A 21,345-nucleotide genomic window follows, 5' to 3' on the forward strand; every position below is an offset into this window, starting at 1 on the left:
TTATGACGGGGAGTGACAGGGGTTAATGACAACTAAATACAATCAAATTTATAATGAATTTTAGCTAAGATGTGATTTGTTTATAATATAGTCAGTCATTTATGCTAGTATAGTTAGAAGAGATGCGTTAGGGGTCAACCTTTTTGGCCACTAACGAATTATTTCGAACGAGGACTATGTTAGGGCTTGCCAGTGGAGCATAAGCCGCTGGCAGTCACGAGGAGGAAGAGAGTCATGATTGAAGCGCACAAATTAGCTGAGGACGTTCAGCGAATTCACCAGTTGAACTCGCTGTTACGACCGTTCATTAAACGACCAAGTAGCGGGGATGCCCTCACGTTTGAACAATATCGGATTTTGCACGAATTGGTAACAGAAAAGGTCAGCACCAGTGAGTTATCCCGCCGGCTAAACGTTGGCCAGTCCATGGTGTCGATTCAGATTAGCCGCTTGTTAAACGGCGGTTACATTCAAGATGAAACATTGCCGACTGATCGGCGGTATCACGTGTTCCAAGTTACGGCGCGGGGCCGGAAGATTGAGGAGCACGTGAATGAATCCTTGGCAGCTGAATTGCCTGTCTTGATGCAACAGTTGGCTGAGATTTTAAAGTGATGACCAAAGGAATGGGTGTGATTAGCGGCCCATTCCTTTTTGCGCGCTCGAAAATAGCTTGCCCCATCAGTTGGTCAGCCATTGACTGATTGGTGGGTTAAAACGAAAAGACTTGGCGAACCGCCGCCACCATGGTATCCTATGCCAACCTAACAAAAAAAGACTGGGAAATGACGCCCAGTCTTCGTCGATACTATTCAGCTGCTTCTAATTCTTCAGCCGGTTCCTTGAGCGGCTTGCCCGCTGCGTCGACCAGTTGTAATTCGCTCAGTCGAATCACGACCAGGTCGCCGAAAGAATCGATTTTGTCCGTTTCCTTCTTGGAGAGTTGGTTAGGTTCAACCTTCACCAGTGCAGAATGTTCGTAGATCTTGGTGATCGTCCCGTAGAAAGCGTCGGAGAAAAGTTCCGTTTTTTCACAAAATACGCGATTTTCTTCATGTAAAGCCATTGGCGTCGTCCCCCATAAAAGTAATTTATAACAGAGTAAGGGTTGGATGACTAAAAGTCAAGAACTTTCCGACAAAACGGCCGGATTTGCGCAAATACTGGGGAAAACCCTTAGGTAACGACTGACTAATTTACTAACCGCGGCGCAGTTGATCGATTTTAGATTGGGTCGCGAAGTTTTGGAGTAATTCACTTTGTTTGGCGACTTGAGCAGAGAAATCCGTCAAAAAGTTCAGTTCTAGTTCACTCAAGGGCCGCTGTTGTTGGGCCGCCGCCAGCAGGTCGTCGATGGCTTGGCTCACGTGTTGATTGGTTGCGACCACCTGCGCAAATGCAGGCGTGCCAGCCAGTCCTGGCGCCGGTTGGCTGAACCGCGGTGTCGCTGGGGCAACCGTCACCGCCGCACTCGAAGTGGGGGCAGCCGGTGCGGGTTCGGTAGCGGCCTCGTCGGCATCGAAATAATAATAAACTTCCCGTGGCTTCACGGCGGCTTTCTTGATACGTTCGTCCACGGACGGTGCGGCCGAAATGGCGCCCATCACAACGGAAGACTTGTAGCCCAAATCGCCCAACATCTGCCGCAACTTGACGGCCCGAATGCCGCGTAATCCGGGGAACTTTTCCGCCGAGATCACCTCTGCTTGCTGGTCGTCTTGCAACCACGCAATGATTTGCTGCCGAATCTTAGCAGCTTGACTGTTTTTTTTATTTGCCATTTCAGTGCCTCCGTATGTCTCTGATTGGCCGCAACCAACAATGATTAAACGACGCTGTTACTAATCATTGAAGCATTTTACCCCCTGACTAGCAAGGGATTGGCGGAAATTGGTGGAAAATAATGCCCCGTTTCCCTTGCAGTAGGGGCTCTCGTCAGGTTATTTCGTCGGAAACTAATCTTTTCAAGGTAAGTATGGTACAATCAAGATACATAGAGGAATTATCTGGTGATACCAAACTGGACGTGGTTTGGCCAGGCTAACATCACTGTGCGCATGGCGGTTGATCATTGGTTTAAGGACCGTGATTGTCGAAATAAGTCGCGGCGGGTTTCCAAAATCTTTGATTGAGCGAATGACGATATCGAAGGAGGGGACGCGGTGGCGGCTCTTCCTTTTTGTTTTCCATCCTTGCGGCAGCTGAAGTTCTAATCAATATAGGAGTGAACACATTTTGCATATCTTTAGAGATGAAAACGGAATTCGGCTAGTGGTTTCTCACCAGCTTGGCGTTTACGCCGTTCGTTTCGCTGACTACGCCCCTGAACAAGAATTCGTGAACTATGAATTAAAGCGCGATCGGCATGGCCGTTATCATCTGACCATTAAGAACACGAACTTAACTGAATTAGACCAAGCAGTTTTTAAAAAAGAACTGGTCTTCGGCGACCTCGGCGACAGCTTGACCCCTATTAAGGGCGTCACGTTGATGTTGATCTAAGCGACTGGAGAAAATTAGCGTAAACAGCAGGACTATGGCATTGGGCCATGGTCTTTTTTTGTCGTTTTCACATTGTGGCTGACCGCCTTACCGTTACGCGAAAGTCTAGGCTGGAACGCTGGGGGAGAACGCCCTGAGCCTGAGGACCTGTCTCAGGGCTTGTTTTTAGCCGAAACCCACGTCTCAAAATCACCAATTTAGTAGCAAAAGCCGCTACTAAATTCCCCGGCTGATCCTAGATTTCGCTTCACTCACGGCTATGGTCGTCCGTCTTGGTGAAGGGAGGATTATCTGGTAACCATCGACCAGTTATTAGACAACATAATGTTAGTTTTGATTAAGCTTAACTGATTTTAGCTTTGGTGCCGCTATTGCAGCGTAACGGTAAGGCAATCAGCACGGACCTTGATGAGTAGAACAATAAACTTCAGACCCTTTGACTTGCTAAGTGTAACTGTGAGTATTACAGTATAATCGTAAACAAAAATGAAAAGGGGTTCTTCAGATGACGAATGTATTAGTTTTAGGTGCGAACGGAAAGATTGCCAAGCTGGCCACGACCCAATTGCTGGCTGATCCCAACAACCACCTGACCTTATTTCTCCGTAACAGTCAGCGCTTAGCGGCTGCGGCGGGCGACCGGGTCAAGGTAGTTGATGGTGACGCGGCCCAGGAAGCCGATTTGACCGCTGCCATGGCCGGTAGCGACGTTGTATACGCCAATTTAGCCGGTAGCAACATCGAAGACGAGGCCAAGGCTGTCGTCGCCGCGATGCACGCCAGTGGTGTCAAGCGGCTGATTTGGATTTCCACGCTGGGCATTTACGATGAAGTGCCAGGAGCCTTTGGCAAATGGAATCACCAGATGCTAGATGGCGGTTATCTTCAGACTTACGCCGCTGCGGCCAAGGTCATCGAGGACTCTGACCTGGATTACACCATCGTGCGGCCCGCTTGGCTCTCCAACAAAGACGAGGTGGCCTACGAGACGACCCAGAAGGGCGAACCGTTCAAGGGGACCGAGGTTTCTCGCAAGAGTATCGCGGCGCTGGTTGCCAAATTAGTGGCTGACCCAACGCAGGCGATTCACGAATCCTTGGGCGTTAACAAGCCCAACACGGACGGCGACAAACCAGAGTGGGTCAAGTAGGACTAGGCTTTATGCAGCGACCGAATAAAATTGCGATTCAAAAAAGGTGCAATCCATGGCGATTCGCGGTATAACTAAAGTGTGCGTTGAGAAGAGCTCCGCACGACCGAGAATCACTTATTAATTTGGAATCAATTTGCTAAGCTCATTCTGTGAAACTTTTCCTCCAAACAAGAACCCATGGATTTTGCCGGGAATTGATTCATACGTTGCGGAAATACTGTTGACTGCGGTCAACGGTATTTTTTTAACCAGTTTTGTGCGAAAATGAACAAAAAATAGTGTGTTTTTGTTGCAAACGCTTACAGCCTATGATACTATGATGATGCGGAAAGGAATTAAGAGTTGTGATGTTCCAGATGCTTTAAGTACCGTGTTTCAAGAAACCGATTTCCGTTTTGACGTGAGACAGGTTTTAAGAAGTAGCTCCGAGATACTGAAAGATAGATGACAACTCCGGTAAACCTTCTAACGAACTCTGGCAGATCCAGGTTTTAGTTTCACAGAAGTTCCACTGAAAATTGAATAGTGTCTAAGACTTAATGCTTGTTAGTTAAGCGTAGATGTTTAAAGACTTGTAAACAGTTCCAGGTAGTAGCTAGAGCTCGGATGTTACGATAGCAAGGGTCATGCAAGGATTTTAAGAAGAATCGTTAAAGCGTGTCTTGTGTTAGTAATGAGGGAATTAAGTTCCACTGGTAAGACGTTGAAACGGTAGCCAGAAACTAATCCAAAAATTGATTTGATTGGCTGCGGCCGCTCGACGAGAATTTTAGTTATGAGGCGATTAAGAATTACAATGATTACGAAACGGAAATTTAGTAGTGATCACAACCTCCTTTCCGAGAGTTAGCGGACTTCAAGTGATTGATTAACACCCAACTTGAAGCCCGTTTTTTATGCTCAGAAAGGCAGGAAGTTCGGGTACCTCAGATTTTACGGTTTTAGTTATACTGGTATCACTTCGCAACATAGGAGTGCCCTCGACATACAGGCGAGCGGCCTAGCTTCTTTTTGTTCTTTGAAAACTAGGGAAAGTGTTAAAGGTAAATCCTTTTAGCAAAAATCACCGGTCGTTCGGCTAGCCCCCGAATAGACCGGTTCCCGCCACTGGTTAAGTGTCATAATGTTCGGAAATAGGCTTTATACGATTTTCTTAAATCGACCATTTACAGGGCGCTTGGGAAAAGGTATATTATTACTAGACCGAAAAAATCCTGGGAGAGACTTTGACCAAGGATTGACCTAAGGAGTGAGAAATGGTGGCCTTTCATCGCATTTTTGTGATTGATTTTGCTGGCTTGGGACTGGGGGAAGCCCCGGACGCAAACCGCTTTCAATCGGTCGGCGCTGATACGCTAGGCCATGTTGCGGTTAGTTGGACGGGTAAACTAAACCTCCCAACATTACAACGGTTAGGACTCGGAAACATTCGGGTTGACCACCCCCTCGCTGGGATTGCCCCCGTTGATCATCCGGTTGGCTTCTTTGGCCGCTTGCACGTGCAAGCCCAAGGCAACCGCCGGGCAACGGGCCTCCGCGAGATGTGGGACTATCAAGGCGCCAACAGCACGCAGACCGTCTTTGCGACGTTGCCGGCTGCTGGGTACACCGTGACCTTGGCCGGACCATTTCAAAGCTACCTCCAAACGCAAAGCGTGGCGCAACGCCATCAAGTTGGCAGTAACCAAGATGCGTTTCGGGTGCTCTTTGAACAGTTGAACCAAAAGGCGTCAGGGCTCACCTACGCGATGTTACCGGACTTCCGGTTCGCTGGTGAGCAACAAGACAATCAAGCCTTTGGCGAGGCGCTGGTGGCCGCTGACAAGTATTTGGCTCAATTCCAACATGACTTGGAGGCCAACGACTTGTTGCTGATCACGGCGACACACGCCGATGATCCGGCTAGCGACGTCACCCCGACGCGCGAATATTTGCCGCTGTTGGCCTATTCACCGTCGCGGCCCAGCGTTCACGCGCTCGGCATTCGGCGGACGCTGGCAGATGTCGGCGCCACTGTCTTAGAGAATTTCGGTTTGGCGAGTCACACCGCCGGACATAGTTTTTTAAATGAAATCACGCAATAAATATTTAAATCGAACGAACCTTGAAGGGAGGTGAGAAGGTACCAAGACCTGCTGCACAACAGTTGGGTTGCAAAGGTCAGTTAGACATCACTTGTATCAGATATTATTCACCGTTAATTTCACCATTTAATGGTCTCTAACTGAAATCCAACTGTTGCGACGGGGTTATCGTTCGTTCGTAACAGAAGTTATGCGTTTTATGATGCGTTACATAATTTCTGCAGCCACATCGTGTCAACTTTTGTATGGCAAACGTCCATACATCAAAGAATAATATCGGAAAGAGGTATTTTGACCAATGCTAGTCGCAGTCAATATTTTAGGGGTAATTGTTTACCTCGCAATCGCATTCTTGTTCTCCAAGAACAAGAAAAAGATCAACTGGAAGTCAACCGGGATCGTTTTAGTGCTTAACTTGGTTTTGGCTTGGTTCTTCACGAGTTTCTCCATCGGGCAAGACATCGTTAAGGGTGCTGCCGATGGGTTCAACTGGTTAGTCCAAGTGGCTTACCAAGGGATTGTCTTCGCCTTACCTAACTGGGTTACTCCAGAATTCGGTGGGACTGCCAAGTCAATGAACTTCGTTACGAGTTCATTGCTGCCAATCTTATTAGTTGTGCCAATGTTCGATATCTTGACTTACATCGGGGTATTGCCTTGGATCATCAAGTGGGTTGGTCGTGGCCTTTCCTACATTACCGGTCAACCTAAGTTCGAATCTTTCTTCTCTGTTGAAATGATGTTCTTAGGGAACACTGAAGCCTTAGCCGTTTCTCAATTACAATTAAAGAGCATGCGTAAGGAACGTAACTTGACCCTTGCCATGATGTCCATGTCATGTATCACTGCCTCCATTCTGGGTGCATATACCCAAATGGTTCCTGGTCAATTTGTTTTGACGGCCGTTCCAATCAACATCTTGAACGCCATCATCGTTACCAACATGTTGAACCCTGTTGAAGTGGCCCCAGAAGAAGATACCATCGCCAAAATCGGTGGGTCCAACACTGCTGCCGCTGAAGAAGGCGACGTTGAAGACGATGGCAAGAAGGAAGCCTTCTTCTCCTTCTTGGGTGACTCTATCTTGGGTGCCGGTCGTCTGATCTTGATCATTGCCGCTAACGTTATCGCTTTCGTTGCCTTAGCTGCCTTGATCGACAAGTTGCTTGGTTTATTCAACCCATGGTTATCTTTGGAACACATCTTAGGGATCATCATGTTCCCATTTGCATGGTTAATGGGTCTGAACGTTTCAGACGCCTTCCAATTCGCCCAATACATGGGGACGAAGTTAGTTACGAACGAATTCGTTGTTATGGGTAAGATTTCTTCAACCATTAACACGGGTGCCTTCTCTGACCACTACCGGGCCATCTTAACTGTCTTCTTGACTTCATTCGCTAACTTCTCAACTACTGGGATGATTATCGGTTGTTTCAAGGGGATCGTTGACCGTGAAAACAACGAACTTATCTCTAAGAACGTTGGTTACATGTTACTTTCCGGGATCCTGGTTTCCTTGCTATCAGCCGGAATTGTTGGTCTCTTCGTTTGGTAAAAAAATAACGCCTCATTGCGTATGGGGCTGACGCAATAGCCCAGGGGCCTTCTGTTCCTGGGCTATCTGTGTCACTTACGACTGACGGGATTCAACCTGGCCAGTCCGAAACGGGTGCCGACCTCTCTAATCGGAGAGTGAAACCCAGCCGGGTGCGTGAGACCATCCGGTTGCAAAGCCCGGGAAGTCTGTATGTCGCGAACTGACGTACCGAAAGATAGGGATTTTTATGAGTAAGCTACAATCGCAGGTGGATGTCGCCAATAACTTAACGTTACGCGAAGCCCTGCGGCATAAGGATGTCGTCCGCAACGAACTGATTGCTGGTGTGACTGGCTTTTTCGCCATCTCGTACATCATCATTGTTAACCCGCTGATTTTAAAAGATGCGGGCATTCCAACTGACCTCAGCGTCTTCGCCACCATTTTCTCGTCGGTGATTGGGTGTCTGATCATGGGCCTGTGGGCCAACGCACCAGTCATTCTCACCCCAGGGATGGGGGTCAACGCCTTCTTCACGTATACCATTGTCGTGAACATGGGGCTGAGCTGGCAAGAAGCCTTAGGAATCGCTGCGGTCGCCAGTTTTATTTACATGTTAATTGCTTTCACCAAGATTTCCACGATTCTCTCCGAAGCCATACCGGATTCGCTGAAGAGTGGGATTACCGCCGGCATTGGGCTCTTCCTGGTCGAAATCGGCCTGGAAAAAGCGGGCCTGATCGTGGCCGGGAAGTCATCGCTGATTGTGTTGGGGGATTTGACCAAACCCACGCCGTTACTGGCACTGTTTGGCTTAGTCCTCAGCCTGATCTTGTACATTCGCAAGATCAAAGGGAACTTCTTCATCGCCATTATCGCCACTAGCCTGCTGGCCTTCTTCTGTGGTGTGAAGGATGCCGACACCCCAACCGTTGATTTGGCGCGGTTAGGACAGTATCACAAAATCGTCTTCCAAAACGACTTCAGTCACTGGCTGAGCACGCCCTTTATTCTAGCGGCCTTTTCGATGACCATGATTTTGGTCTTTGAATCCATGGGCCTGCTACAGGGGTTATTGCCCAACCACAAGAAGTTCAAGAAGACGTTTGAAGGTAGCTCCGTGACGACCTTCCTGTCCAGTTTTCTGGGCACGAGTCCGACTGTGGCTGCCGCCGAAAGTGCCTCGGGGATTGAAAGTGGGGGCCGGACCGGGATCATGGCATTGACTGCCGCCGTCCTGTTCGCACTGTCACTGATCTTCGTGCCACTGTTGGCCTACGTTCCGTCCGCCGCCATTGCGCCCGTGATTATTATCACTGGGGCCTTGATGATGGCAGCCATCGGCGGAATTAAGATGGCCGACTTCTCTGAATGGTTCCCAGCCTTCTTGATTATCGTGCTGATTCCATTCACCAACAGTATCTCCACTGGGTTAGCCTTTGGTTTCGTGTGCTACCCAGTTATGAAATTGGCTTTGGGGAAGGGCAAAGAACTTTCCTGGCCAGTCTACTTGTTAGGCGTGTTATTCTTGCTAGACCTCATCTTCAGTGCGATGCTCTAGCAAAATGTCACAAAGAGTTTTACTAGCGGCGGGTCGTGCCCGCCGCTAAACGAAAACGAATTCATTTAGGAGGATATTTATTATGACAATTAAAATTCTTATGGATACTGACCCAGGTATTGATGATGCAGCTGCTTTGACCATGGCGATCAACGACCCCAAGATCGACTTGAAGTTGATCACGACGGTTGCCGGTAACGTAACGGTTGACAAGACCACCATCAACGCCTTGAAGATCGTGCGGTTCTTTAACCAAGACATCCCAGTTGCTGCGGGTGCTGAACAACCATTGTTCAAGGACTTTGAAGACGCTGCTCGGATTCACGGGGCTTCCGGGATGCCGGGCTATGAATTCCCAACCGACTTACCAAAGCCATTACACAAGACGGCCGTAGAAGCCTTACATGATGAAATCATGGCTAGTCCAGATCCAATCACCTTGGTCCCAACCGGTTCATACACCAACATTGCGTTGCTCTTCTCTGAATACCCAGAAGTAAAGAGCCACATCGACCGGATCGTTGCCATGGGTGGTGCCCTGGGCAAGGGGAACATGACCAGTGCCGCTGAATTTAACGTCTTCACCGACCCAGATGCTGCCGCTATCGTTTACAAGTCTGGGATTCCGATTGTCATGGTTGGCTTGGACATTACCATGAAGGCTTTGCTGACGCACGAAAGCATTGAAGAATTGCCAAAGATCAGCGAAACTGGGAAGATGCTGCATGACATCATCGTTAACGATGGTGACAACAGCGATAAGGGTATCGCCATGCATGATGTGAACACCATCTTCTATCTCTTGCACCCAGAAGCCATCAAGACGGAAGACATGTGGATCGACGTTGTCACCGATGGCCCAGCTATTGGGGAAACGGTTGGCGACATCCGCGGGGCTTACCACGATGGCAAGACCAACGCTAAGGTCTCGACTGATATCGATGCTGACGCCTTCAACAAGTGGTTCCTCGAAGAAGTTCGGGCAATCAAGAACTAAACTTACGACTGAAAGAGACTCTCATTTGGGGGTCTCTTTTTTGCTGGCGAGAAAAAATCGCGGCCAAAAGAAATTTTACACAAACGGGTAGGTATTCCATACAGAAACGTTACATGCCTCTGCTATGCTAGAGAAAAATCAGGGAAGAGGCTGATCAGATGTCTACGATGGATATGGATACCTTAATCTTATTGGTCGTCACGTGGCTGCCGATGCTGTTCTTTGCCCGAAAACCCAAGCACCCTTGACTGGTGGCTGTGAAAAATTGCTGCGGAGGACGCCCCTCTCCGTGGCAATTTTTTTGGCTCGCGGCTGGGGTCTGAAGGCTTGCTCACCAGTGGCAGAAATTTTACAAGATGTTGACATGGATGACATCAAATATTTACATCAATTCGGTATGCTAGACCTAACTTAGTGATAGTCGGGGACTGTTACCGGGTGGTGTCCCGGTGGTTGCGACTTTCTTTATTGATGGGGGCCACGGGGGTATGAATAAATTCACAATCGTTCATTTATCGGATCCACAATTATCGGCGGGGCGGGCGCCACAGTACCACCAGCAATTACCGCCAGCAACCAAGCTACAACACATTTTTGATGATATTTTAGAGCGGCAAGTTGCGCCAGACCTAATCGTTATTAGCGGAGACTTGCTGACGGCCGGAACTAGCCAGGACTACCAGCAATTGCGGCAATACTTACGGCAACAGTCGGCCCGGTTGCGGGCACCGATTCAAGTCATTTTGGGTGACCAGGATGACCGCGAAGCCTTTAACGAAGGCTATTTGGAGGAGCCACACCAGCCTTACTACGCCTACAAACAGGTCTACCAGAACATGGACTTTTACTTCCTGGATTCCAAGTGGGAGGCCCACAAGGAGGCGGGGTGGTTGGACCGGAAGCAACTGGACTGGCTCAATAAAAATCTCCACCTTGCGCCCCGGCGGCGAGCCTTCTTATTTCTCCATCATCCGCTAGATGCGCCGGCTCTGCGGGGGATGCGCTACGCCTTATTACAAAATAATCGCGAGCTACTGGCCATCCTGCACGGCCACAATATCGGGGGCATTTTCACGGGGCACCTGCACTTTGGCGCCAGCTACCTGGTCGACACGACCATCCCGGTCACGACGGTGGCGTCGGCGTCGACCTATATCGACTGCCAGGATCCCCACCGCCATGAGGTTCATGACGCGACCAGCTACAATGTGATTACGATTCAGCGGGGGATGGCCAGTGTGACCAATCATCCGCTGTTACTAGGCCAGCCGGTCATCGACACCATCACGGTCGGCAACACCGGCTTTGCCAAGCACCGACCACGGCTGAATCCTCAACGGCGCATGGGTAACGGCTTACCTTTAATTTAAATCCAACAGACACAGTCATCGTGAGTTTAGCGAGGCCGTGTCTGTTTTGTTGTCTAGTGACAGGTGGGGTTAATCATTGGCCTGACAACCACTTTATTTGGTGGTTAGCTGAATGGCTTAGTGATTACCTGGTGAAATGAGTTTAGTGATGGGGAAGCAGGGGAGTTGGCTGTAATTGCTATCTGAGCCGAGAGTGAAGCGAAATCTAGGCTCAGCCAGGGAATTTGCCAGTGGGCTATGCTGGTAAATTGGTGACTTTGAGACAGTGACTTTCTGGCTCAAAGCAAGCGCCGAGACCGGGCTATGGCTCGGGGCGTCCTTCCCCAGCGTTCCAGTCTAGAATTTCGCGTAACGGCAGGCGGTCAGTTCTCACCAGCGGCAGGCGGTCAGTTCTCACCAGCGGCAGGCGGTCAGTTCTCACCAGCTACCCACTGCGTTCCAGCCCATAGTTGCCGGCTGGTAAGGCGGGAAGTCTAGTCTAGCCCTCAGCCCCACAACAATCCCGGAATGTTTCCCAATAGACGTTTCATGTGACGGCGATTTTCGGTATAATAGGTAACGACGCTAGGGCGAGGGGCAATTGGCCATGTCGGTTCGGTTGCGTTTCGCCCGTAAGTAAGGTAAAGTATACTCAAACGTGAAACAATTGTGTTTCACAGAAGAACTGAACAGGGAGAAATTGAATGAATCCTGAAGAATTTCGTGCCGCGCTGTCGGCGCAAGGTATCGAATTAAATGCAACACAGCAACAACAATTTGCTGACTACTATCAGTTCTTGGTGGCAACGAACGAACACGTGAATTTAACGACAATTACGGCGGAGCCCGAGGTCTACCTGAAGCATTTTTATGACTCGTTGACCCCCGCTTTTTACGTGCCGGCAATGAAGACGGAACCGCTCACGTTGTGTGACGTGGGTGCTGGCGCCGGCTTCCCATCGTTGCCCTTGAAAATCGTCTTCCCGCAGCTCCAGGTGACCATCGTGGATTCCCTGAACAAGCGGATCACGTTTTTAAATGAACTGGCAGCCAAGCTGAATTTGACTGGCGTGGCCTTTCATCATGCCCGGGCCGAAGAATTTGGCAACAAGCGGGCCGAATACCGCGAAGACTTTGATTTGGTCACGGCGCGGGCGGTAGCGCGGATGTCCGTCTTGAGCGAACTGTGCTTGCCACTGGTAAAAGTTGGCGGGCAGTTTGTCGCCTTGAAAGCGGCCCAAACGGAAAATGAGCTCGCTGTCAGCCAAACGGCGATTACGACGCTGGGCGGCAAGTTGAATGCCGATTACGCCTTCAACCTGCCACAGTCTAATGATCCGCGACACATCGTGGTCATTGATAAGGTCAAGCACACACCCAAGCGTTATCCGCGGAAGGCCGGGACACCTAACCGGGAGCCGTTAGAAGATTAATGGGATGGGGGTAAGATAATTGCCATTTTCATTATTTGGAAATAACCGGGAGAAGGCCACGCATCCGGCCCATCCCGTGAAACAAAACGTGGTGATGATTCCGGTCGCCCAGATCATTCCGAACCGGTTCCAGCCACGGCAACGGTTTGACCAGACGGCGATCGCCGAACTGGCGCAGACCATTCAGGAGCACGGCTTACTGCAGCCCATTGTGTTGCGGGAGTACGAGCCCGACCATTACGAAATTATTGCCGGTGAGCGGCGGTTTCGGGCCGTTTCTAGTCTGAAATGGGACACGGTCCCTGCCATTTTGGAAAAGATGGATGACGACGAGACGGCGTCCATGGCGCTGATTGAAAACCTGCAACGTGAAGAATTATCAGCCGTGGAAGAGGCACACGCCTACCAGAAGCTGATGGATCTGAATCACATGACGCAGGCCCAGTTAGCGGAAGGCATCGGCAAGAGTCAGGGGTTCGTGGCCAATAAGCTGCGGCTTTTGAAGCTGAGCGAACCCGTGCGCCAAGCCATTTTGAACCGAGAAATCTCGGAACGCCACGGTCGGGCCCTTTTAGCGCTGGCAGATGACCAGCAGGCCACCGTCCTCCAGACCGTGCTTGCCGAGAAGCTCACGGTCAAGGAGACCGAAGCTTTGATTGCCAAACACCAGCACCCCAAGAAGCACCGGCGTAAGGTGACCAAGCACAGCGTCACTGGCGACACCCGCGTGGCCGTCAACACCATTCGCAAGTCGGTGAAGATGGTCAGCGATGCCGGCATGACGCTCACCACCAAAGAAGAAGAAACCGCGGACGGTTACCGCATTATTATTGATATTCCCAAAGAAAGCTAGAGGTGAAACGACATATGGGTTACATTATTGCATTAGCCAATCAGAAGGGTGGCGTGGGCAAGACCACGACCGGCGTGAACTTAGGCGCCGCATTAGCCACTGATGGCAAGCACATCTTACTGGTGGACACCGATGCCCAAGGCAATGCCACCAGTGGGGTCGGGGTCCAAAAGGCGACCATCGAACGCGAAATCTATGACGTTCTGGTCAACGAGATTCCCATTCAAGACGCCATTTTACACACCGAACACCCGGGGTTAGACATCGTGCCGGCGACCATCCAGCTTTCTGGGGCCGAAATCGAGCTGACCCCGATGATGGCGCGGGAGACCCGACTGAAGGCGGCCTTGGATGAGGTTCGTGACCAGTACGATTACATTTTGATCGATTGCCCGCCGTCGTTAGGTCTGCTGACCATCAACGCGTTTACCGCAGCCGACTCCATCCTGATTCCGGTGCAGAGTGAATACTATGCGCTGGAAGGATTGACGCAGTTGCTGAACACGGTCAAGTTGGTCCAAAAGCACTTTAACCGTGACCTGAAGATCGAAGGGGTCCTCTTGACGCTGTATGATGCGCGGACCAACTTGGGTAAGCAGGTCAATGAAGAAGTGAAGAAGTATTTCCAAAACAAGGTCTACGCCACGATTATTCCGCGCAACGTCCAGTTAGCGGAGGCGCCGAGTCACGGGATGCCAATCATTGATTATGCGCCGAAGTCTAAGGGCGCTGAAGTCTACTCTGAACTCGCAAAGGAAGTGCTAGCTGCCCATGGCAAGTAAGAAAGAGAAAAGTTTAGGACGGGGAATTGACGCGCTGTTTGCGGAAAATGGCGTGGATACCGCCGAAGAAACCGTCGTTGATCTGACGCTGGCTGACATTCGGCCCAACCCGTATCAGCCACGGCAGAAGTTTGACAAGAAGGGGCTAGATGACCTGGCCGCTTCCATCGAAAAGACCGGGGTCTTCCAACCCATCATCGTGCGGCAACCGGACAAGACGCTGGAACGCTACGAGATTTTAGCCGGTGAACGGCGCTTCCGGGCGTCCAAATTAGCTGGTAAGACCACGATTCCGGGCATCATCCGGGATGTGACCGAAGAACAGATGATGGAGATCGCGGTGCTGGAAAACCTGCAACGCGAAGACCTGACACCACTGGAAGAAGCCGAAGCCTACGATACCTTGATGACCAAGCTCACCTTGACGCAGGCTCAGGTCTCCGAACGACTGGGGAAGAGTCGGCCGTACATCGCCAACTACCTGCGTTTGCTAGGCTTGCCTAAAGCGGTCAAGGACATGCTGCAGCACAATGAGCTGTCCATGGGCCAAGCGCGGACGTTACTGTCCTTGAAGGACAAGACCAAGCTGGTCGCGTTAGCCAAGAAAGCGGTGGCTGAGGGGATGACGGTGCGGACCGTCGAAGCCGAGGTCAACAAGCTCAATGGCGCGGCGAAGAAATTGGCCAAGAAACCCGCCAAGAAGAAGTCGCCGTTCTTACGTTCCACGGAAAACCAACTTCAGGAGCGTTTCGGCACGCAAGTTTCCATCAACGAGGCGGCCAACAAAGATCACCAAGGACATATCGAAATCGAATACCTGTCCAACGCTGATTTGAACCGCATTTTAGACCTGTTAGACATCCACTTGGATTAGCCAACATTGGAGGGAACGCCATGTATGATTTAGGTGATTTGGTCGAAATGAAAAAGCCCCACCCGTGCGGCACCAACCGCTGGGAGATTACCCGAATGGGCGCGGATATTAAGATTAAGTGTACCAATTGCGGTCACGTGGTCATGCTATCACGCCGCGAATTTGAGAAGAAGCTAAAAAAGGTGCTGGTCAAGGCCGACGCCAATAATGGAAAGAGTGAATAATTGTTATGTCATTAACTGCAGGGATCGTTGGGCTGCCAAACGTTGGGAAGTCCACGTTATTTAACGCGATTACGAAGGCGGGGGCCGAAATGGCCAACTACCCATTTGCCACGATCGACCCGAACGTCGGCATGGTCGAAGTCCCAGATAGCCGCCTGGACCGGATTCAAGAATTAATTCCCGCCAAAAAAGTGGTACCCACGACGTTTGAATTTACCGACATCGCCGGCATCGTTAAGGGTGCCAGCAAGGGTGAAGGTCTCGGGAACCAATTCCTGGAAAACATTCGCCAAGTTGACGCCATCGTGCACGTGGTTCGGGCCTTTGACGATGACAACATCACCCACGTTTCCGGGAAGATCGACCCTATCGATGATATCGAAACCATCAATTTGGAACTCGGTCTGTCCGACTTAGCCGCCGTTGACAAGCGCCTGGCCAAGGTCGAACGCGCTGCCAAGGGGAGCGACAAGGAAGCCAAGGCAGAGCTGGCGGTTCTTGAAAAGATCAAGCCAGTCCTCGAAGCCGGTGGTGCTGTCCGGACGATTGCCTTTGACGAAGATGAAATGAAGATTGTGAAGGGCCTGTTCTTACTGACGTCCAAGCCAGTCTTGTACGTGGCCAACATTGCCGAAGACGACATGGCCGACCCCGAAGACTCCAAGTACTTTGGCACCATCAAGGACTACGCCGCCAAGGAAGGCGCCGAGGCCATTGCCGTGGCCGCCGAAGCCGAAGAAGAAATCGCCCAATTAGACGATGACGAAAAGCAAGACTTCTTGGAAGCTGAAGGTGTCGAAGAGCCAGGTTTGAACCGTTTGATTCGGGCGTCCTACCACCTCTTAGGCCTGCAAACGTTCTTCACGGCCGGGGGTAAGGAAACCCGGGCCTGGACGTTTAAGACCGGTACCAAGGCGCCTCAAGCGGCCGGCATCATCCACTCTGACTTTGAACGGGGGTTCATCCGTGCCGAAGTCATGGCCTTTGATGATTTAGACCAATACAAGACTGAAGCAGCTGTCAAGGAAGCTGGTAAGCTGCGGGTCGAAGGGAAAGACTACGTGATGGAAGACGGCGACATCGTCGAATTCCGGTTCAACGTTTAGAAGGGAAACACGATAAATGAGTGATAACAAGCAAACGCCGCGAAATGCGGGTGTTCACCAGGACCGCAACACCGTGGCCTCCAGTGAACGGGCAGCCTTTGACAATGTCGGGCTGACCAAACGTAACGCGGACTACATGTTCCGCTTTAACAAGGCGCTCGACAAGACTAAGTTGACGCCTGAAAAGAAGGCCAAGGCCGTGCAAGACATGGTCAATGAATTGGTCGACGGCCAAAAGAGCGGGAAGACGGCCAAGAACCTTTACGGTGATATCGACGCGCGCGTCAAGTACGTGGTCGACGGCCCTGTGACCGACGCGCCCGTCATTGGTGGTCCCAATTACTGGCCTAACATGATTTACAACGCGCTGACGTTCTTCATGATCTTCAACTTGATGTTTGGGATCATGTACCTCTTCAGTCCGAAATTGATGACCAGTAGCCAACCCGTGGGGATTACAGCCATCACGATCAGTGCCTTAGTGGCGGGGTTCATCTTACCCATCATGCCGCGGTTGTTCGATCCCAAGGTCAAGCACAAATACAACGGCTGGATTCGGGCATTATTCGTTCTGCTCGGGTTCCTGGTCTGGATGATTCTGTTCTACGCCGCACAAATGCTGCCAAGCGTCATCAACCCAGTCCTGATGCCATGGCCAAGTATCATCCTCGGCGTTGTTTCCATCGCCCTGATGTTCTGGTTACGCCGCACTTACCAAATCCGCGGTGGGTTCTTCGGGTAGATTGCTAGATTGATTGAACTGGCCGCCTTACCGCGGTGCGTCAGCTGCCCTGGAACGCGGTGGGCGGACGGGTCGAGCCAAAATACGGTCTCGACCCTCGCTTTGAGCCGAAGCCCGCGTCTCAAAGACGCCATTCTTCTAACCGGCTATCGCCGCTAAGAAGAATCCCACGGCTTAGCGTATCTGGTGTGGTCAGCGTAACGGCCGGCGGAAATATTTCGCCAATCAGTAAACAAATAAAACAACAAACGAACCGGTAATCCCAACAACTAGTGGGACTGCCGGTTCGTTTTCGTTTGCAAGCAAAACGCCGCGGCACCAGGGGACTTAGTTAGCCCGCTGACCGAAATGAAAAAAGATTTTTCCGGTCAATTTCGAAATGACGTGGCCAGTTAGTGACTTACCCTCTTAGACAAATCCCCGTCTCCCAACGGTTGCCACAAACGCCGAAAACTTAAGGCCTGACGCCATTTACAGCCACACTTTCATTGCATGAGCGATTGGTGAAAACCCACTGCTTGACCCGGTCTGCGGGAGGAATTATGATGCAGGCAAGTAATCGAGCTAGACCTAGTTCGACGAAAAAATTTCATTCTCGGGGAGGATTTTTTATGAAAAAAATCTTTGGGTACGTTTTAGGCTTAGTTGCGGCATTGACCTTTGCCGGGGCGATTGCGACGACCGCTAATGCCGATGGGAGTAGTGCGGATGCGGCGAGTGGCAGTTCAGGCAGTAACGTGGCCAGCGGCATGGTCGTCCCACGGGGCGGCAGTGATTCCGGAGCGGGAGCCGGGTCATCTAGTGCCGTGAGTTCCAGTGCCATTGATATGACTGGCGGCGACTCCAGCAGTGCCATGAATAGCAGTGAATCGGCTGCCAACAGCTCATCCATCACCACGCAAAAGCCACAGAAGCCACAAAAACCAGCGAAGGATAAAGTCTTAGCTAAGTCCAAGCGGGCCAAGGTTCGCAAGCACTACCGGAAGAACGCCCGCGTCATTTACCTGGAAAAGGGTCGCAAGGGCGAACGCGTTTCTGTCCTGACGAAGAAGGGCAAGTTAGTTAAGAAGTTCACGGTTAAGAAGAATGGTAAGTTTGATATTCGGTTGACCAAGAAGGAAGCTAAGAAATTAGCTAAGGGCGCAAAGTCCTTTACCATCCGGATCAAGGCCAAGGGTTACCGGGCTTTCGATTTAACCGTTAAGTTGTACAAGTAAAATTTTAAATGAAAGGGCGCGGGTGACCGCGTCTTTTCTTATGAATTCAGATTGATTGTTAAGCAAACTAATGGGGAGGGGCAACCATTATGGAACGCATTAGATTACTGCTACATCGACGTAAGCTTCAAGTGCTCGGGCTCTTTACGATTGTGGGGGCCTTCATCATGACGTTTTGCTCCTACACCTCCCCGGCCTTTTATTTCGACACGTCCCCCGACAACAACGCCTTCTTCACGGTTGGCAAGGCCATGATGCACGGCATTGTGCCGTATAAAGATATTTTTGAACAGAAGGGACCGGACGTCTACCTGCTTCATGGCTTGGCCTACCTGGTCAGCCCCCGCAGTTTCACGCTGATTTTCCTTTACGAAATCGCGACGCTGGTGGCGGCCATGTTTCTGGTCTACCAGATTGCCAAGGTGTTCAACGCCCATGAATTGCCAGCCTTATTGACAGGGCTGTTGTCGCCGGCATTGTTCCTCTACCACCCGTACTACGATTACGGTGACACGGTGGAATTCTTCACGCTGCCATTTTTGCTGTCGCTGATTTACCTCATCGTGTTGCTCGATCGGCGGCATTTGACCGTCAGTCATTGGTGGTATGTGGCGCAAGGGGCGCTGGTCGGCATCGTCTTCTTGTCGAAATACACCTTGTTGGGCGCCTGGATCGTGTTCTACTTGGTCATGGCCGGTTATCGGCTGGTCAAACGGCAGTGGCGCGCGCTGGGGCAACTGGTCGGCTGGAGTGCGTTGGGCTTTGCTGGGACGACGGTGCCCTGGCTGATTTATTTCCTGGCGACCAAGAGCCTGGGGGCGTTCATCAACGTCTACATTCTGTTCAACACCAAGGTTTACTTGACCTCGTCGGTAGCCTTCTTTGCCAACCTGATTCAGTCGATGGCGTTGGTCTCTCAGTTTTACTTGAGTAACGTGTTGTTCTTTACGCTGGGCATCGTGGGCACGCTGGTCGTGACCTTCTGGCCCGGGGTGTTCCAGCACAATTTCACCCGGGGATTGTACCTGTTGACAACGCTGGGCAGCGACATGCTGGCGTTGTACGGTTACCAGTCCGGAGCGGTGTACCAGTATTATGAATTGATTTATTTTGCCGGCTTCGTCTTACCGTTCGTCCTGGCTGGTCACCTGTTATTCCGGCGGCTCAGCGTACCGGCGGGGGATGACACGTTTGTCGTCTTGGCAGCGCTGGTCATCAGCTGGTTTTTGGTCCTCGGCGTCAATAACAACGTGACCAACTCTAAGGTCTTCCCGAACAACGAGGCCATCACCGAGGAAAATACCAGCCAGCCGCAACAGCCGGCCCAGGTCGACTTCGGTAATTACATGCGGGCCAGTGGACAGCCACTGACGTTGTTAAATTACGGGTCGATCGACATGGGCTTCTACACCGCGTCGGGGGCGGTGCCAACCAGCTATTACTTCCAGAATTACAATATCTCCCAGAGTGCTGACCCCCAGATTTTGCGCTCGCAGGTCGAGCAGATTCGCCAGCACAAGGTCGAGTGGGTCGTACTCAATACGCCAGCTGGCAAGACAGTGCGCCAGTGGCAAGGGGGCAGTGGCCGCATCACCAGCGGCAATCTGAACCCGGGGACTAGCAAATTGGCCAAGGTGTTGTACCGCAATTACGTGCCAGTGGGTCGCCACACCCAAGTGTTCGAAGGGGTTAGCGTTAGTTATTGGCTGTTTGAGCGGAAGTGAATTGGCGGGGAGAAAAAAATAATTTTGGCTATCTTAGGAGAATGAAGCTGAATATGACAAAAAGGCAGTTCGTTCAAACTGTCTTTTTTGTCACATAAGATAACGAATACAATATTTTCTACCATCAATAAGGTGGCCCTTGACAGTATTTTACAAGAGAACTAGGATTTACATGTAATCAACACCATAGATGGTTTGATTTGATTGTATTACATACTTTAGGAGGTATTTTATGAAGAAGTTGTATGGTTATATTTTAGGCTTTGTGGCTATCTTAACGCTGGGTGGCGTTTTTGCTACTTCATCTAGTATTTCGGGTCAAGCGGAAAGTGGTACTAATGAATCTGTGACGTCTGGATCTGTTAGCGGGTCCACAGGTAGCAGTGATACGAGTAGCGGTAATACAAGTAGCGGTAATACAAGTAGCGGTAATACAAGTAGCAGTAATATAAGTAGCAGTAATATAAGTAGCAGTAATACAAGTAGCAGTGTCACTACTGGAAATAATGTAGCTAATGTGGCTACTAGTTCTACTTCAAGCAGTGTTTCCTCTTCGAGCAGTTCGAAGGCTACCACGACAACAAAGCCTGTAAAAAAAGCAACCAAGAAGACAGTTAAAAAGTCAAAGAAGATGCGCGGACGTAAGCACTACACTAAGAATTCACGGAAGATTTTATTCCAAAAGGGCGTTAAGGGTTCAAAGATTGTTCTGAAGAATAGTAAGGGCCAGACGGTCAAAAAGTTTACCGTTAAGAAAAACGGGAAGTTCAGTGTCAAATTGACTAAGAAGCAAGCTAAGAAGCTTAATAACACTAAGAAGGGCAAGAAGTACTTTACTTTTACTATTACACAAAAGGGCTACAAGGCTTACACTGTTAAGTACATGATTAAGAAGTAATTTTAAAGTTCTTGCATTTGAGAAGACGTAGACAAAACTACGTCTTTCTTTTTTCTGTTTAAGGAGGGAAATAATGAAGAACTTCTCAGATGAAGATAGTAAATACGTTAATCATATTTTTAATAAAGTATTTGCTCATGCCTGGATAGTGATATTAATTTTGGTAGCGTCAAGAATCTTGTGTAAATGAAATGCCTTCGTACATATAATATGTAACTAACTCAAATAAATGATGCTTCCAAGGTGTCCTGGAGTCCTTTAAAGCCTCGGTGGATCCGCTTCAGAGACTTCTCGTTATAAGCATTA

20 protein-coding genes are annotated in these 21,345 nt (G+C 50.3%); 18 read left to right on the forward strand and 2 right to left on the reverse strand.

Going from position 1 to position 21,345, the window contains the following annotated elements; genetic code table 11:
* The first annotated feature begins 234 nt into the window (after positions 1–234).
* A complete protein-coding gene (locus tag EKM83_RS11095; protein WP_125577428.1) occupies positions 235–615 on the forward strand; it encodes a MarR family winged helix-turn-helix transcriptional regulator in 381 nt (126 codons plus the stop codon).
* Positions 616–808: 193 nt separating this feature from the next.
* Here EKM83_RS11095 and EKM83_RS11100 read toward each other — a convergent pair whose 3' ends face one another.
* Positions 809–1,066 carry a hypothetical protein gene (locus tag EKM83_RS11100; RefSeq protein WP_125577430.1) on the reverse strand — a complete coding sequence of 86 codons (258 nt, stop codon included), beginning with the start codon at positions 1,064–1,066 and terminating at the stop codon, positions 809–811.
* A gap of 133 nt (positions 1,067–1,199) precedes the next feature.
* Positions 1,200–1,781, reverse strand: a complete 582-nt coding sequence (locus EKM83_RS11105; RefSeq protein ID WP_125577432.1) for a hypothetical protein — start codon at positions 1,779–1,781, stop codon at positions 1,200–1,202.
* Positions 1,782–2,235: 454 nt separating this feature from the next.
* Here EKM83_RS11105 and EKM83_RS11110 point away from each other — a divergent pair, with 454 nt between their 5' ends.
* The 17 genes from EKM83_RS11110 to EKM83_RS11190 all read left to right on the forward strand — a co-directional run bounded on the left by EKM83_RS11110 (position 2,236) and on the right by EKM83_RS11190 (position 21,039).
* Positions 2,236–2,502 (forward strand): hypothetical protein, encoded by a 267-nt coding sequence (locus EKM83_RS11110; protein WP_125577434.1) that lies wholly within the window; start codon positions 2,236–2,238, stop codon positions 2,500–2,502.
* A gap of 505 nt (positions 2,503–3,007) precedes the next feature.
* Positions 3,008–3,652, forward strand: a complete 645-nt coding sequence (locus tag EKM83_RS11115; protein ID WP_125577436.1) for an SDR family oxidoreductase — start codon at positions 3,008–3,010, stop codon at positions 3,650–3,652.
* Positions 3,653–4,911: 1,259 nt separating this feature from the next.
* Entirely contained in the window at positions 4,912–5,739 is an 828-nt protein-coding gene (locus tag EKM83_RS11120) for an alkaline phosphatase family protein (RefSeq protein WP_225418667.1), read from the forward strand.
* 298 nt (positions 5,740–6,037) lie between these two features.
* Positions 6,038–7,297, forward strand: a complete 1,260-nt coding sequence (locus EKM83_RS11125; RefSeq protein WP_125577440.1) for a NupC/NupG family nucleoside CNT transporter — start codon at positions 6,038–6,040, stop codon at positions 7,295–7,297.
* Between the two features lie 229 nt (positions 7,298–7,526).
* On the forward strand, positions 7,527–8,840 hold the full coding sequence (locus EKM83_RS11130) for an NCS2 family permease (RefSeq protein WP_125577442.1): 1,314 nt from the start codon (positions 7,527–7,529) through the stop codon (positions 8,838–8,840).
* An 82-nt stretch (positions 8,841–8,922) separates the two neighbouring features.
* Positions 8,923–9,837: a ribonucleoside hydrolase RihC gene (gene rihC / locus EKM83_RS11135; protein WP_125577444.1), complete on the forward strand. Its 915-nt coding sequence runs from the start codon at positions 8,923–8,925 to the stop codon at positions 9,835–9,837.
* A gap of 488 nt (positions 9,838–10,325) precedes the next feature.
* Positions 10,326–11,207: a metallophosphoesterase family protein gene (locus tag EKM83_RS11140; protein WP_125577446.1), complete on the forward strand. Its 882-nt coding sequence runs from the start codon at positions 10,326–10,328 to the stop codon at positions 11,205–11,207.
* Positions 11,208–11,890: 683 nt separating this feature from the next.
* Positions 11,891–12,619 carry a 16S rRNA (guanine(527)-N(7))-methyltransferase RsmG gene (gene rsmG, locus EKM83_RS11145; protein WP_125577448.1) on the forward strand — a complete coding sequence of 243 codons (729 nt, stop codon included), beginning with the start codon at positions 11,891–11,893 and terminating at the stop codon, positions 12,617–12,619.
* A 19-nt stretch (positions 12,620–12,638) separates the two neighbouring features.
* Positions 12,639–13,472 carry a nucleoid occlusion protein gene (gene noc / locus EKM83_RS11150; RefSeq protein WP_125577450.1) on the forward strand — a complete coding sequence of 278 codons (834 nt, stop codon included), beginning with the start codon at positions 12,639–12,641 and terminating at the stop codon, positions 13,470–13,472.
* A gap of 14 nt (positions 13,473–13,486) precedes the next feature.
* Complete coding sequence (locus EKM83_RS11155) at positions 13,487–14,254, forward strand: ParA family protein (RefSeq protein ID WP_125577452.1); 768 nt, start codon at positions 13,487–13,489, stop codon at positions 14,252–14,254.
* Positions 14,244–15,128 (forward strand): ParB/RepB/Spo0J family partition protein, encoded by an 885-nt coding sequence (locus EKM83_RS11160; RefSeq protein WP_125577454.1) that lies wholly within the window; start codon positions 14,244–14,246, stop codon positions 15,126–15,128. Before EKM83_RS11155 ends, EKM83_RS11160 begins: the two co-directional genes overlap by 11 nt.
* 20 nt (positions 15,129–15,148) lie before the next feature.
* Complete coding sequence (locus EKM83_RS11165) at positions 15,149–15,352, forward strand: DUF951 domain-containing protein (protein WP_011668841.1); 204 nt, start codon at positions 15,149–15,151, stop codon at positions 15,350–15,352.
* 5 nt (positions 15,353–15,357) lie between these two features.
* The gene (gene ychF, locus EKM83_RS11170) at positions 15,358–16,458 is read left to right on the forward strand and encodes a redox-regulated ATPase YchF (RefSeq protein ID WP_125577456.1); all 1,101 of its coding nucleotides are present in this window, start codon (positions 15,358–15,360) and stop codon (positions 16,456–16,458) included.
* A 16-nt stretch (positions 16,459–16,474) separates the two neighbouring features.
* Entirely contained in the window at positions 16,475–17,200 is a 726-nt protein-coding gene (locus EKM83_RS11175; RefSeq protein ID WP_125577458.1) for a DUF1129 domain-containing protein, read from the forward strand.
* Positions 17,201–17,811: 611 nt separating this feature from the next.
* Positions 17,812–18,417 carry a hypothetical protein gene (locus EKM83_RS11180; RefSeq protein ID WP_125577459.1) on the forward strand — a complete coding sequence of 202 codons (606 nt, stop codon included), beginning with the start codon at positions 17,812–17,814 and terminating at the stop codon, positions 18,415–18,417.
* A gap of 89 nt (positions 18,418–18,506) precedes the next feature.
* Positions 18,507–20,141 carry a glycosyltransferase family 39 protein gene (locus tag EKM83_RS11185; RefSeq protein ID WP_225418668.1) on the forward strand — a complete coding sequence of 545 codons (1,635 nt, stop codon included), beginning with the start codon at positions 18,507–18,509 and terminating at the stop codon, positions 20,139–20,141.
* A 232-nt stretch (positions 20,142–20,373) separates the two neighbouring features.
* Positions 20,374–21,039, forward strand: coding sequence for an Ig-like domain-containing protein (locus EKM83_RS11190; RefSeq protein ID WP_125577463.1), 666 nt, complete (start codon positions 20,374–20,376; stop codon positions 21,037–21,039).
* Positions 21,040–21,345: the final 306 nt, after the last annotated feature.

The sequence above is a fragment of the Levilactobacillus angrenensis genome (genome assembly GCF_003946085.1).
Taxonomy (GTDB): domain Bacteria; phylum Bacillota; class Bacilli; order Lactobacillales; family Lactobacillaceae; genus Levilactobacillus; species Levilactobacillus angrenensis.